The organism is Aerococcus sp. 150760013-2, assembly GCF_053627715.1.
Genome location: NZ_JBSEYI010000006.1, coordinates 1 through 14,095, shown reverse-complemented (window position 1 = coordinate 14,095; position 14,095 = coordinate 1). Strand labels below are relative to the sequence as shown.

13 protein-coding genes are annotated in these 14,095 nt (G+C 38.3%); 10 read left to right on the top strand and 3 right to left on the bottom strand.

Annotation, left to right across the window (positions count from 1 at the left end):
* The first annotated feature begins 188 nt into the window (after nucleotides 1-188).
* Both guaA and ACUW85_RS04105 read left to right on the top strand, forming a co-directional pair.
* Nucleotides 189-1,748 (top strand): glutamine-hydrolyzing GMP synthase, encoded by a 1,560-nt coding sequence (guaA, locus tag ACUW85_RS04110; RefSeq protein WP_259345377.1) that lies wholly within the window; start codon nucleotides 189-191, stop codon nucleotides 1,746-1,748.
* Nucleotides 1,749-2,056: 308 nt separating this feature from the next.
* Nucleotides 2,057-2,446: a hypothetical protein gene (locus ACUW85_RS04105; protein ID WP_182023357.1), complete on the top strand. Its 390-nt coding sequence runs from the start codon at nucleotides 2,057-2,059 to the stop codon at nucleotides 2,444-2,446.
* 297 nt (nucleotides 2,447-2,743) lie between these two features.
* Here ACUW85_RS04105 and ACUW85_RS04100 read toward each other — a convergent pair whose 3' ends face one another.
* The gene (locus tag ACUW85_RS04100) at nucleotides 2,744-3,256 is read right to left on the bottom strand and encodes a GNAT family N-acetyltransferase (protein ID WP_182023358.1); all 513 of its coding nucleotides are present in this window, start codon (nucleotides 3,254-3,256) and stop codon (nucleotides 2,744-2,746) included.
* Nucleotides 3,257-3,697: 441 nt separating this feature from the next.
* Here ACUW85_RS04100 and ACUW85_RS04095 point away from each other — a divergent pair, with 441 nt between their 5' ends.
* From ACUW85_RS04095 to ACUW85_RS04075, 5 genes are all read left to right on the top strand, one after another.
* Nucleotides 3,698-5,044 (top strand): ABC transporter substrate-binding protein, encoded by a 1,347-nt coding sequence (locus tag ACUW85_RS04095; RefSeq protein WP_182023359.1) that lies wholly within the window; start codon nucleotides 3,698-3,700, stop codon nucleotides 5,042-5,044.
* 64 nt (nucleotides 5,045-5,108) lie between these two features.
* Complete coding sequence (locus tag ACUW85_RS04090) at nucleotides 5,109-6,002, top strand: carbohydrate ABC transporter permease (RefSeq protein WP_182023360.1); 894 nt, start codon at nucleotides 5,109-5,111, stop codon at nucleotides 6,000-6,002.
* A complete protein-coding gene (locus tag ACUW85_RS04085) occupies nucleotides 6,002-6,889 on the top strand; it encodes a carbohydrate ABC transporter permease (RefSeq protein ID WP_182023361.1) in 888 nt (295 codons plus the stop codon). Before ACUW85_RS04090 ends, ACUW85_RS04085 begins: the two co-directional genes overlap by 1 nt.
* A gap of 12 nt (nucleotides 6,890-6,901) precedes the next feature.
* Complete coding sequence (locus ACUW85_RS04080; RefSeq protein ID WP_182023362.1) at nucleotides 6,902-8,026, top strand: ABC transporter ATP-binding protein; 1,125 nt, start codon at nucleotides 6,902-6,904, stop codon at nucleotides 8,024-8,026.
* 11 nt (nucleotides 8,027-8,037) lie between these two features.
* Entirely contained in the window at nucleotides 8,038-8,775 is a 738-nt protein-coding gene (locus ACUW85_RS04075; protein WP_182023363.1) for a glycerophosphodiester phosphodiesterase, read from the top strand.
* A 69-nt stretch (nucleotides 8,776-8,844) separates the two neighbouring features.
* Here ACUW85_RS04075 and ACUW85_RS04070 read toward each other — a convergent pair whose 3' ends face one another.
* Both ACUW85_RS04070 and ACUW85_RS04065 read right to left on the bottom strand, forming a co-directional pair.
* The gene (locus ACUW85_RS04070; RefSeq protein WP_182023364.1) at nucleotides 8,845-9,819 is read right to left on the bottom strand and encodes a Gfo/Idh/MocA family protein; all 975 of its coding nucleotides are present in this window, start codon (nucleotides 9,817-9,819) and stop codon (nucleotides 8,845-8,847) included.
* Between the two features lie 30 nt (nucleotides 9,820-9,849).
* Nucleotides 9,850-10,863 carry a Gfo/Idh/MocA family oxidoreductase gene (locus tag ACUW85_RS04065; RefSeq protein WP_149358026.1) on the bottom strand — a complete coding sequence of 338 codons (1,014 nt, stop codon included), beginning with the start codon at nucleotides 10,861-10,863 and terminating at the stop codon, nucleotides 9,850-9,852.
* 214 nt (nucleotides 10,864-11,077) lie between these two features.
* Between ACUW85_RS04065 and ACUW85_RS04060 the strand changes: the two genes are divergently transcribed.
* The 3 genes from ACUW85_RS04060 to ACUW85_RS04050 all read left to right on the top strand — a co-directional run bounded on the left by ACUW85_RS04060 (nucleotide 11,078) and on the right by ACUW85_RS04050 (nucleotide 13,733).
* Nucleotides 11,078-11,941: a MurR/RpiR family transcriptional regulator gene (locus ACUW85_RS04060; protein WP_182023365.1), complete on the top strand. Its 864-nt coding sequence runs from the start codon at nucleotides 11,078-11,080 to the stop codon at nucleotides 11,939-11,941.
* The gene (locus tag ACUW85_RS04055) at nucleotides 11,934-12,881 is read left to right on the top strand and encodes a Gfo/Idh/MocA family protein (RefSeq protein WP_182023366.1); all 948 of its coding nucleotides are present in this window, start codon (nucleotides 11,934-11,936) and stop codon (nucleotides 12,879-12,881) included. The genes ACUW85_RS04060 and ACUW85_RS04055 overlap by 8 nt, the downstream gene beginning before the upstream one ends.
* A gap of 75 nt (nucleotides 12,882-12,956) precedes the next feature.
* Nucleotides 12,957-13,733, top strand: coding sequence for a Cof-type HAD-IIB family hydrolase (locus tag ACUW85_RS04050; protein ID WP_259345378.1), 777 nt, complete (start codon nucleotides 12,957-12,959; stop codon nucleotides 13,731-13,733).
* The last annotated feature ends 362 nt before the right edge of the window (nucleotides 13,734-14,095 follow it).

Here is a 14,095-nt window from a genome sequence, read left to right as displayed (position 1 = left end):
TTTTCTATTATATACAATATTTACAGGTGCCAACACCTTTGAAAACGAATTAAGTATAAATTTATCAAATTATTAAAGGTTCCCAGATTAGAATCCGAACAATATTTTAATTAACATCGATAAAATCCTAGTAATCACAAATGTTAAATGCTAGAATAAATATGAAATTCGAAAAAGGAAGTGAAAACATGAGTGTCCAACAATCAATGCAAGATATTGAAAAAATCATTGTACTTGATTACGGTAGTCAATATAACCAATTGATTACACGTCGTATTCGTGAGTTTGGCGTTTATTCAGAACTATTATCACATAAACTAACAGCTGACGAAATTATGGCGAAAGGTAATGTTAAAGGAATTATCCTATCGGGTGGTCCAATGTCAGTGTATGCAGATGGTGCTTTTTCAATTGATGAAGCAGTATTTGATTTAGGAATTCCAGTTTTAGGGATTTGCTATGGTATGCAATTAATGACATTTAAAAATGGTGGGGTAGTCGCTCGCTCCGATAAACGTGAATATGGTCAACAATCGTTATTTATTGATAAAGCAGATTCAGCCATTTTTAAGGGGTTAGAAGCAGAAGAATTAGTGTTAATGAGCCATTCTGACCGTATTGAAGAAATTCCAGCAGGATTTGAAGTTACTGCACGCGGTGAACATAGTCCAGTAGCAGCCTTTGAAAATACTGAAAAACAATTCTATGGTTTCCAATTCCATCCAGAAGTACGAGCATCAGTTCACGGTAACGATATGTTACGTAACTTCGTCTTCGACATTTGTGGCGCACAAGGATCATGGACGATGGAAAAATTCATCGATATTAAAATCCAAGAAATCCGCGAATTAGTCGGCGAAGGTAAAGTATTACTTGGCCTTTCTGGTGGGGTAGACTCATCTGTTGTTGGTGTATTATTACAAAAAGCCATTGGTGACCAATTAACTTGTATCTTCGTAGACCACGGTTTATTACGTAAAAACGAAGCAGAAGAAGTAATGGAAACACTAGGTGGTAAATTTGGTTTAAACATCATCAAAGTAGATGCTGAAGACCGCTTCCTAAGCAAATTAGCTGGCGTATCTGACCCAGAACGTAAACGTAAAATTATCGGTAACGAATTTGTTTACGTATTTGACGACGAAGCCCAAAAAATTAAAGACGTTGATTATTTAGCGCAAGGTACTTTATACACAGACGTTATTGAGTCAGGTACAGATACAGCGCAAACCATCAAGTCTCACCATAACGTTGGTGGCTTACCAGAAGACATGACTTTCTCATTGATCGAACCTTTAAATACCTTATTTAAAGATGAAGTACGTGCAGTAGGGACAGAACTAGGTATGCCAGATAAAATCGTTTGGCGTCAACCGTTCCCAGGGCCAGGTTTAGCTATCCGTATTATCGGTGAAGTAACACCTGAAAAACTAGAAGTCGTTCGTGAATCTGACTTCATCTTACGTGATGAAATTAGAAAACAAGGTCTAGAAGGCGACATCTGGCAATACTTTACAGTCCTACCTGGTTTCAAATCAGTAGGGGTAATGGGTGACGAGCGTACTTACGAATACACAATTGGTATACGTGCCGTAACCTCAATCGACGGTATGACATCTGAATGGGCTCGCATCCCTTACGACGCATTAGACACCATTTCTAAACGTATCGTAAACGAATGTGCACACATCAACCGCGTAGTCTTAGACATTACTAGCAAGCCACCTGCAACAATCGAGTGGGAATAAAAACAAATGACCTTACAAACCTTATTATTATAGGTTTTGTAGGGTCTTATTTTTGAGCTATGGGCTTATTTTGGGCTTAAATTGTTTAGTAGGTCAGATACTTCAGTTTTTCAATTATATACTGTATTAAGAAAGATACGATTTGGATTACTTAAAATAGACTGATTTCATATAGTAGATAAATAGTGGTGAAATTGTTATATATGAAAAATTTAGTTTAGGGTGGTAAATTAAGCGTATCATTAAAGAAAGATTTCAAAATCTTAGAAACAAAAAATTGTTAATGTTTGAAGAAAGGGAAATTTAGAATGAAAAATGAGAATAATCCTTTAAAAGAAAAAACAAAAATTCGAGAGAAAGCAGTAGAACAGACGAATCTAGCATTGACGTTTATACGTATTTTTGTTGTTGGTATTGTTCTATTCTTCTTATCGCTGTTTGTAATAAAAGTGTGCGTAGATCTAACAGAAAATGGGGATAATGTTATATGGAATGTAGCATTTTTAACATTTTTATTTCTTTGGGTCTTACTTATAGTGATGCTATCAGCTAGTATCGCCATTGCTAAATATTATGCTAAAGATACGTTTGCTAATTATTGTGCTAAAAAAATTCTAGAAGCTTGTATTCAGACATTTGCGGGTATTCTTATAGCTGGAATCGTTGGGACGGGGGCTTATATTATTCTCAACCTCTGAGTCTTGATACAAGCATTTTCCATAAGTATGATAAATTTCATATTAATCACATTAAGTAGATGAAAAGAAGCACCTCTTATCCGTTAAGCGTAAGGGTGCTTTTGTACTACATGACCTTCAAGTTGATCAATTTGCTGTTAAAGTGTATTTTTAAACTAAAATTGCTTATAAAGATTCATTACAAAGAATATTTTGGAAGGATAATTGTAGAGCCTCCCTAAAGTTAGACCAAAAATCTAACTTTTGGGGGGCTTTACACCATGTTCAGGGATTTTCTATATAATTAAATCATTTTTCCTATAGGTCTTTATAGTATATTAAATCAATTTGTTCATCGTCAGCCATGAAGAAAGAATGTTGGCTTATGTGACGGAAGCCCATTTTGCTATAGAAATTTAGGGCACGTTGGTTATGTTCCCAAACGCCAAGCCACATACCGTTTACACCAAGTTCACGTGCGGTTTCTTCAGCCGTTTGAATTAGTTTGGTTCCGTAACCATTACGTAGAAAGGCTGTCCGCACATAAATCCTTTCAACCTCAAGTAAGTTGTCACCTATGTATTCAGTCTGGGCATCCCCAAGATTGAGTTTCAAGTAGCCAACTGTTTCATTATTCTCCTTCAAAAAGAAGAATTGGCTGTTAGGTTCTGCTAATTCAGCTAGCAACTTATCGCGGTTGTAGGCATCCTCCAAGTAAACCCGCATATTTTCGTCTGAATTAAATTCTCCAAAAGTATCCGTATAGGTTTCGATAGAGACAGCTCTTAGCTCATCCACATCGGCCATACTACATTGATGTAATTGTGTCATAAATGACCATCCTCCTTGCAAAATGAATTCCCTATATCATAACCTAGAAGCCAAAAAAATTAAATCAAAAGGGGGAAGGAATTGGGAAAATGCATCTAGTGATTTGACGTGCAAAATTATTTGTTAGTATTAGCGACTAAAATTAGTGAGATTTTCGATACAAGCTCGTATTTGTAAAGAATTCACTGAATATTTACAAGAATTTTATCTAGTTTTAAAATTGCGCAATATATAAATGCACTTGTTCTGGCATTGTTAAAGGGTTTCAATCGTTTTTTTATGGTATATAAAATCATTTAAGTGTAAAAAATTCGAATTAAAGACTTTACTGATTATTTTCAAAACTAATACTGAAACTTGATTGGAAGTTAATATTGGTAGTTTAAGATAAATAGCGGAGTTAAAAATTTGAGATCAATTTTTCGGGAGGAAATAAGGACAATGAAATTTAACAAGAATGTTATGCGCTTTGGTGTGGGGTTACTATCAACTGCATTATTAGCTGCATGTGGAAATGGTAGTGCAGATTCTGTGTCATCTAACGCATCTACTGGTGCTGCAGAAGGCGAAACTGAATTAGTATTCTGGCACGGTATGGGTGGATCTACTGGTGAAGCACTACAAAAAATCGTTGACCAATACAACGAGTCGCAAGATGAAGTTTTCGTAAATGCCCAATATCAAGGAACTTATGATGAAACATTAACAAAATTACGTTCATCTGCATCTGGTTCTGATGTTGGGGCCGACTTAGTTCAAGTATTTGAACAAGGGATGACTTTCATGATCGATTCAGGTTTAACAGTACCTGTTCAAGATTACGTTGACGAATCTGGATTTGAATTAGGTGACTTAGAAGAAAACTTATTAGCTTACTATACGAAAGATGATACTTTATACTCTATGCCATTCAACTCATCTACACCGCTAATGTACTACAATGCGGACCTATTTGAGCAAGCTGGTATCGAAGAAGTACCAACTACATTTGAAGAAATTATTGAAATTTCACCACAATTAACTGAAGCAGGCGTTGAAATGCCAATGTCATTAACTATCTATGGTTGGTACGTTGAGCAATTTATCAACAAAACTGAAGAAGACATGTACAACAATGGTAACGGCCGTGAAGCTGCACCAACAGAAGTTGTATTCGACCAAAACGGTAGCATGTTACGTGCCTTAGAAACTTGGAAAAAAGCACAAAATGAAGGTGTTGCACCTAACGTAGGACGTACAGGTGGACAAGCTGAGTTCGTTTCAGGTCAATCAGCAATCACTTTAGCTTCAACAGCAACATTACGTCAAATCTTAACAGAAGTTGACGGCCGATTCGAAGTAGGTACTGCTTACTTCCCAGCATTATCTGCGGAAGATGAAGGTGGCGTTTCAATCGGTGGTGCGTCTCTATGGATGATCGAATCTGAAGACGAAGCTAAGAAAGATGCTACTTGGGACTTCATGCAATACCTAGTAACGCCTGAAGTTCAAGCGCAATGGAATGCAGATACAGGTTACTTCCCTGTAAACAAAAATGCTCATGACGAACAAGTATTCAAAGATAACTTAGCAGAATTCCCTCAATTCCAAACAGCGATTGACCAATTACATGATGCAACACCTGAAGATCAAGGTGCTTTATCTGGTGTAAACCAAGAAGCACGTATGTACTTCGAAGCAGAATTAGAGCGTCTATTAAATGATGAAATCACTGCAGAAGAGGCAGTTCAAAATATGGCTGAACAAACAAATGCAGCGCTTGAAAACTACAATGCGACGAATCAATAAGATTTAGACTTTGTACAGCCGGAAGCTTTTTCCGGCTGTTTTATATTTTGAAAGGAGCACAATTTTGGAACGTACAGATGAAATTGTAATCATTAAAGCGAAGAAGACCTTGGGTGAACGAATCCAACCTTATATGTACTTGTTACCAGCTTTGTTAGTTTTAACAATATTTATGTTTTGGCCTTTTATCCAAACGATTTTCCGTTCGCTATATCTAACAGATTCTTTCGGTCAAATGTCTCAGTTTCTTGGATTGAGAAACTATGTTGAATTATTTGCCAGTAAATCATTCTGGAACTCTATGATGGTATCATTCCAGTTTGTTTTGATTGTTGTAGTTTTTGGTGTGACAGTTGGACTAATAGCGGCTATGCTATGTCAACGGTCATTTCCTGGGATTAGATTTTTCTCTACCTCTTATGCGATGCCAATGGCTATTGCATCCGCAGGTATGGCAATGATTTTCCAAGTCATGTTAAACCCAACAGTAGGAATTATAAACAAGTTAATCGGTACCAATCAGAACCTTTTAACTCATCCAACATGGTCTCTTGTAGTTGTAGGGATTTTAACTGGCTGGTTAAATTCAGGGATGAACTTTTTATATTTCTCTTCTGGATTAGCGAGTATTGATGATTCTTTATATGAAAGTGCCTCAATTGATGGGGCCAACGGTTTTCAAAAATTTATCAATATTACCATTCCTTCATTAGGGCCAACTTTCTTCTTTGTTATTGTAACCAATGTGATTAACGCCTTCCAAGGTTTCGGTCAAATCAATATCTTGACTAAAGGAGGTCCAGGTGAAGCAACGAACGTAATTGTTTACGATATTTACAAGAATGCCTTTATGAATTACCGGTATGGATTTGCCTCAGCAGAATCAGTTGTTTTATTCGTCATCATTATGATTTTAACAATTATCATGTTCATCATTCGAGGAAGGAGTAATAAATAATGGCCAGCACGCAAGCAAATTCAACAGCAGTTACTAACCGTAATAAACAAGATCAAAAATATTTGATGCAGCAAAGAGTTCAACAAATAGGCGTAATTGCCCTTAACGTTATCATGTGGCTTTTTATGATGTTTCCTTTAATTTATGCCGTATTAATGGCCTTGAAACCATCAGCTGAATTATATGATCCAAGTTCAATTCTATTCCCGCAAAACCCAACGTTAACAAACTTCGTTCAAGTTTTTGATATCGCCCCTTTAGGTCGTTATATCGTCAACTCAATTATCGTAGCAACATCTGTTACCTTATTGCAGATTCTGACATCTTTATTAGCCGGTTTTGCTTTCAGATTTGTAAACTTTAAGGGCAGTAAATTAGTGTATGCCTTAATCCTTTCTACCATGATGGTACCAGGTGAAGCGGTAATTATCTCTCAATTCTTGATGGTATCTGGCTGGGGCTTAAATGATTCAATTATTGTATTGATCCTGCCATTTATGGCTTCAGCATTTAACATCTTTTTATGTACACAAGCGCTACAAAACTTCCCTTATGAAATTTATGAAGCAGCTAAAATGGATGGGTGTAAAGATTTACGATTTGTATTTGAAATTATGTTTCCATTACTGAGACCAACGCTTGGTTCAATGGCCGTTCAGTCATTCCTTGCAGGTTGGAACATGTACATGTGGCCGTTACTAGTAACGAATAACGATAATGCGCGAACTGTTCAAATCGGGATTTCAATGTTGAATAGTGTAGATTCACAATCATTAGTTTTAATGGTAGCGGGTGTTATTATTTCAATGATACCTAGTCTAGCCATCTTTGTTATCGGATCTAAGAACATGGTTAAAGGTTTAACTGCAGGGGCAGTGAAAGGTTAATAGGAGGATAGAATGGCAAAAGTTCAATTAAATAAAGTCGGTAAAATTTATGAAGATGGATTTAAAGCAATCCATAATATCGATTTAGACATCGAAGATAAAGAATTTATCGTATTTGTGGGACCATCTGGTTGCGGCAAATCGACTACTCTACGAATGATCGCAGGATTAGAAACTATTTCTGAAGGGGAATTACGTATTGGTGATGATGTTGTCAACAACGTACCTGCAAAAGACCGTGACATCGCAATGGTTTTCCAATCATACGCCTTATACCCACATATGAATGTTCGTGATAATATTGCCTTCGCAATGAAAATGGAAGGTATTTCTAAAAAAGAACGTTATGCAAAAGTTGAGGAAGTAGCGAAACCACTACAACTAACAGAATACTTAGACAAGAAGCCAGGTGCCTTATCTGGTGGACAACGTCAACGTGTGGCTTTAGGTCGTGCGATGGTACGTAATCCAAAAGTATTCTTGTTAGATGAACCATTATCAAACTTGGATGCGAAATTACGTGTATCGATGCGTTCTGAAATCGTTGAATTGCACCGTCAATTACAAACTACCTTCATTTATGTCACACATGACCAAACCGAAGCGATGACAATGGGGACGCGTATTGCAGTCTTAAATGCTGGTCGTGTTGAACAATTTGATACACCAGAAAACTTATACAATAATCCAGTGAACCGTTTTGTTGCGGAATTCATTGGCAGTCCACAAATGAACTTAATCAACGGTCGTTTAGTGAAAACTGAAAATGGTACGGCAATTGAATCAAGCGCGGAAATCTTCCCATTAGCTCAAGAGATGCAGGATAACATTTTAGTAGAAGCAACTGGTCAAGAAATTCAAATCGGTTTACGCCCAGAGCACTTTGAATATAAGAATGACCGTTTTGATAACCAGACTATTTTAGTTCAAACTAAAAATGTTGAACAAGTAGGTGCAGATACCTTCGTTTACTTTGATTTCCATTCTTCAGAATGTGAAATGACAGCGCGCTTAAGTCCAGCGAGAAGAGTGCCAACACATTCTGATGTGTATTTACAAATTGATATAAATAAAGCATATTTATTTGATAAAACAACAGGTAATTCAATCTTAAACCGTCGTTACCACGAAGAATAAGGAGTGAACCTATGACTGGCATTATTGCCCACCGAGGCTTTTCAAAGTTATTCCCTGAAAATACCATGCTGGGTTTTAAAGAAGCAGCTAAGTTTGATATCACGGGTATTGAGCTTGATGTACAATTAACGAGTGATGAACAGGTCGTGATTTGTCACGATGAAACCATTGACCGGACGTCAAATGGCACGGGTTTTATCAAGGACATGACCTTAGCGGAATTAAAAACCTTCTATTTCTACGGCAAATACCAAGGTCGAGTTGAAGAAAATGAAGACATTCAAATACCAACACTTGAAGAATTTTTCAAGTGGTTCCAGCCCTTAGACATCATGGTCAATATTGAATTAAAAACCAATATTTTCCGTTATGATGGTCTGGTTGAAAAGGTGAATGACTTGATTCAACAATATGACTTAATTGATCGAGTAGTCCTATCTTCTTTCCAACACCACACCATGAATGATGCCAAAAAGGTAAATCCGGCCTTAAAAACGGGTCTTTTAACGATGAGTGGCATTTTGAACCCAGGTGATTATACCGCTAGTCACGGGCATGAATTTTACCATCCATTCTTCATGACTTTAGAGTCAAAAGATTTTGACAATCTTGCAGCCAACAATATCTGGATTAACACCTATACTGTAAACCGAGCTGAAGATATGGAAAAACTAATTACTGCTAAAGTAACCAATATCATTACCGATGATGTGGCCTTAGGACTAGAAACATTGAATGCATTAAAATAATTTACAAAGGAAAAGCCTATGGTTCCAATTGTGGATGCCATAGGCTTTTGTCGTATACTTTAGTGGTGCTTATCCTAATTGTAAATCTGCTGAAGTAAGGGCTTGGTCAATGACTGCCATAACCGCTTTAGAGTGGGCTAAGTTTGCTTTGACCCGGTCCATATCGTGAGTACGGATGATATCTTCAAATTCAACAAATTCTTCATACATGCGGTGGTTGTGAATTCGTTTGTCGGTTGTTTGTGAAGTCTCTCCGCGCAAGGCCAAATCATAAGAAGCCAATGAATTGGTTGGGCCATCGATAATTAAGGCACCGTTTCGTCCTTGAATAGTTGATCTAATTGGGGCGTCGGTATCTTTTGACCCGATGCAGACCGCTTTAAAATCTTCAAAATCCATAATCAACATGCCCGAAGTATCGATTCCCCGGTCTACATTGGCATAATAGGTAGCTGATTTTGGTGCGCCAAATAAGCCGACCAGTAAATGGACGTTGTAAATATTGATGTCCATTAAGGCACCACCAGCTTTTTTGGGATCAAAGGCTGGTAAAATCTCACCATCCATAAAAGCATCATACCGGCTTGAATATTGTGAGTAGTTGGCTTCAACAATTTTAATAGTTCCTAGTTTAGCCAAATCTGCTTTTAGTGCTTTGAAGTTTTGGAAGTGTTGGTTGGTAATCGCCTCTACTAATACCAAATCTTTTTCCAGAGCGATTCCTTCCAGTTCTTCTAGCTCTGCCAAGTTTAAGGTGAATGGCTTCTCACAAATCACGTTTTTATTGGCCAATAGTGCCTTTTTTGCAAATTCATAATGCAGATGGTTGGGCAAGGCCACATAGATGGTATCGATATCGCTAGCTAATAAGGCGTCTAGGTCCGTGAAAACTTGGTTGATTCCGTGGTCGTCCGCCATCGCTTGGTTTTTAGCCAAAGATCTTTCAGATGACAAAAGGGCAACCAATTCTATAGCTGGGATATCGTGGACCATTGATAGGAAATCTACGACAATCTTACCAGCACCCAATATTCCTAATTTCATATATATTTCCTTTCTTTAGTAGGGTCTAAATTAATGTAAGCCGACTTGACCGTCTTCCATAATTTGCATGACTAACAGGGTTTCTTCGTCTTTCACGACTTTCTCTTTGCCGTTAATAATGGTTTCATAAATATCGCGGTAAACTTGACGGTAGTCGCCAACTTCAGTAACAACCGCTTCTTTGTGGTAGACACCATTGTCATCGAGATAGGTTAAAGTGCCGTAGTGTTCAGGCAAGTCTTGGCCAAAACCAGGTTGGTCAGGGGTATAGTTTAGTTTCAAGTGGTCTTCTTGACGGTCTTTTGTTTGCTTGATGAAGACACCTTTTTTTCCGTAAATGGCAAAAGATGGTCTGGCTTCAAACCGCATTAATGACCCGGCTACTGCCACTTTTAAATTGCCGTAGTTTAAATCAAAGTCGAAGTAGTCGTTTAATTTGCCGGAACCAAGAATTTGACGGGTATCGAAGTGGACATCGTCAGGCATGCCGAAGTAAGAAATGGCTTGGTCAAGGGAATGAGAACCCAGGCCGTATGTATAGGAATCGATTAAACTATAAGTTGAATTTTCTGAAAATTCAGGATTATAGCGGTCGTAGTGGATTTCAACCTCGATCAAATCACCAAGGACGCCAGATTCGATGACTTTTTGCGTAGTTAGGAAGTCCGAATCGTAGCGACGATTTTGATAGCATTGGATGAATAGGCCTTTTTCTTTGGCTAAGTCGAATAACTCTTTGGCTTGGTCACGAGTTTCCGCAAATGGTTTTTCAACCAATACATTTTTACCGGCTTCAAGAGTTTGTTTGGCTAAATCATGGTGGGTAGGGTTAGGTGTTGTAATGACAACTAGGTTGATGGCTTCATCCTTGTAGATATCATCTAGGTTACTCGTGTAATGAACACCGTCAAGACTTGGCCAAGCACTTTTCCCAGACCGTGAGTAAATCGTTTGCACGTTGACAATTTCCGGTAGGCGACTAGAGAAGGGTAGGTGGTAGCGGTTGGTGGATTTACCGTTTCCGATATAAGCAATATTTAACATGAATATAACCTCCATAAATGTATTTGTCTTAAATATAGCGGTATTGATGGGAAAATGATAGCGATTTGGTTATTCTGGTAGTAACTGCCAGGAAGGTGTCGAATGAAAGGGGGTTTTTGAACATTTTGACCAAAAAGATATCCTCCATACCAATTTTCAGGCAGATAGCGTACAATGTTATGAGTAGAAAACCCTTTCAGGAGAAGGTGAGAAAATGAATTTAGTGCAAGCACTTAAAAATGACCAAAAATTTACGCCCAATGAAAAGCGAATTGCGGCTTATATCTTGAGCAATCCCTTAGCGACCAGCCAGTTTAATTTAAGAGACTTGGCGACTAAAACTTATACCTCACATTCAGCGATTGTCCGTTTTACCCAAAAGCTAGGTTATGAAGGTTTCAGGGATTTCCGGGTGGCTTTAATTGCCTATGCCCAGCAGGACCGGTTCAAAGAAGGGGCAGTGGATGCCAATTTTCCCTTCGTACCGGAAGATTCGACTAGTGACATTGCCAACAAAATGGCTAGTTTGACCAAGCAGACGATTGAAGCTATGCAAGTCAATTTGGATGAACAGACTTTTGAAGCCTGTGTGAAAACTATGCTAGATGCCAAACGGATATTTATTTTTGCCAAAGGCGACACGCAAATTTCAGCCCGGTCTTTTCAGAATAAGCTCGCTAAATTAGGGATTTTCATTGTGATTGCTGAAGAATACGCGGATGAGGCCTGGGTAGCATCCAATATTTTAAAGACTGACTGTGCCATTTTTACCTCTTACCGGGCGGATTCAGTCAAGTACCAGCAATTTATTGAGATTTTGAAAGCTGAAAGTGTGCCAACTATTTTGATTTCGTCCCTAGACGCTAAAGTTTTAGCGGGGATGACTGACCATTGGCTGACAACTGTTGATTTGGAGCGGTCAGACTCCTTGAAAATAGGGACTTTCTCTTCGCAAATTGCCATTGAATATATTTTTAATGTTTTATTTGCCATGATTTTTATGACCAATTACAAGAAAAATAACGAACAAATTGCCAAGAAGTTTACGCGAATCCAGAGAGGAGCTTTAGATGATTAAGTGGGGAATTATCGGTGCAGGAAATATTGCCAACCGTTTTGCGAATAGTCTAGAGGAGGTAACTGACGGTGAATTATACGCGGTTGCCAACCGGACGTTTGAAAAGGCTGAAACTTTCAAAGCTAACCATCCATGTGAAAAGGCTTATGGGTCTTACCAAGAATTATTGGACGACAACCAAGTGGACGCGGTCTACATTGCCTTACCGCATAAATTCCATTTGGAATGGGTCTTGAAAGCCATCCAAGCAGGCAAAGCCATTCTGTGTGAAAAACCAGCGACGATAAACCAAGCTGAAGTTTCAAAAATTGAAGCAGCTTTAAATGCTAAACCCGTTTTCTTTATGGAAGCCATGAAGAGTCGCTTTACACCTGCTTATCAAGCGGTGAAAGAGCTGGTCGCACAAGGTGAAATTGGGGAAGTCCACGCGGTAACCACTTCTTTATGCCGAAAATTCGATGAATCCAATGCCTCTTACCATTTTGAAAAAGGTCAAGGTGGCTGTTTACTGGATATGGGGGTCTATAACATTGCCCTGCTAGAAGACTTCTTGCCAGGTGAATTTGTCTTGAAAAACTTGGATTACAAGTTACATGATGGTCAAGTAGAAGTTTACGTGAATGCTGTATTTGACGTGAACGGTAAGGAAGCAGTGTTAGAATCAGGTTTTGACCGATTAACAGACGCAAAAGCAGTGATTTCAGGAAGTAAAGGGGAAATTGTGCTTTATGACTTCCACCGACCAACTAAATTTGATTTAATTGTAGACGATAAGGTCACAAATAATGAAATTTTAAATATTGTCGATGATTTTTACGGTGAAATTACCCATGTCCATGCCAATCTAAAAGCAGGTAGATTAGAAAGCAACCGGATGCCAATGGCGGATACTAAGAAATTCGCAGCCATTATTGATCAATTGAAAGCAGAAATATTTTAGTAAATGCAATCACTCAGATCAAATGAAAGCGTAAACTGCTATAATGAAAGTAAGAAAATTACAGGAGGCTCTTCTATGAAGATTGAACGAGTGGCATTTTTTGATATTGACGGTACCTTATTTGACTCAAGCAAGTACCATTTACCCATTGAACAAAAGGTTCCTGAGTCAACCTACCTTGCCATTGAAAAGTTAAAAGCCAATGGCGTGCTGCCAATTATTGCGACAGGTCGCTGGAAGAACCGAGCTCAGGACTTGGGTGACTTATTGAAGATTGATTCATTTATCACTTCAAATGGTCAGGCAGTTCACATCGAAAATGACCTTGTTTATCAAAACTATATTGACCAAGCACTAGTTGAACGAACGGTTGACGAGATGCGTTTCCGCGATGTGCCAGGCTTTTTTGATACCAAGAAAGGCCTCCATTTACTACCAAATGTCTTTCATGCCAGGGATTACGGTGAACCATTTAAGATTGTGGATGATAGTGAATATCCTGAACACGTCCTTCAAATGCTCGTAACCACTGAAAATATCCGGACTGTGAGCGACTGGTTAACTGAATTGAAAGTCGTTCAAACGGGGCCGACTCATTTGGATATCTATCCATTCGACGTGTCTAAAGCCAACGGGATTGACAGGGTTCTTGAGATATTGAATATGGATATTTCACAAACTTATGCCTTCGGTGACGCCGACAACGATCTTGAAATGTTGGCCAAGGTTGGCACCTCAGTTGCCATGGGTAATGGGACCGATAACGTCAAGAAAACTGCAGATATTATCACTTCTGAAGTCTGGAATGACGGCATTTATAAAGCCTGTGAACAATTAGGCTTGTTTGATTAATATTTAAAAAAGGGCAATCACCAGCTTACTGCGGTTCTTTCTATCGAGAGAGTCTTAGCTTAAGTGAAGATTGCTCTTTTTTCTTGTGTAAAATGGTTATCAGGGGACTTGGGCTGGATTCCGCTATATACTATAAGTGTTTAAAGGCCCTTACGTCATTTCGTGGATGTTTTCAGGTGAATAAGGAAGAACAAAACAGAGGAAAAAACACAGAAAATGGCTGACCGGGCGAGGTTCAACTGCTTTCTGTGTTTTTATTTTATTTTTATTTATTTAAAGTCGCCCCTTGAGAAAACCGTGTAATTCATTACATGGATGAATCAAGTTCTAGGGCGACCGTCATTGTATTCCGTTAATTGATT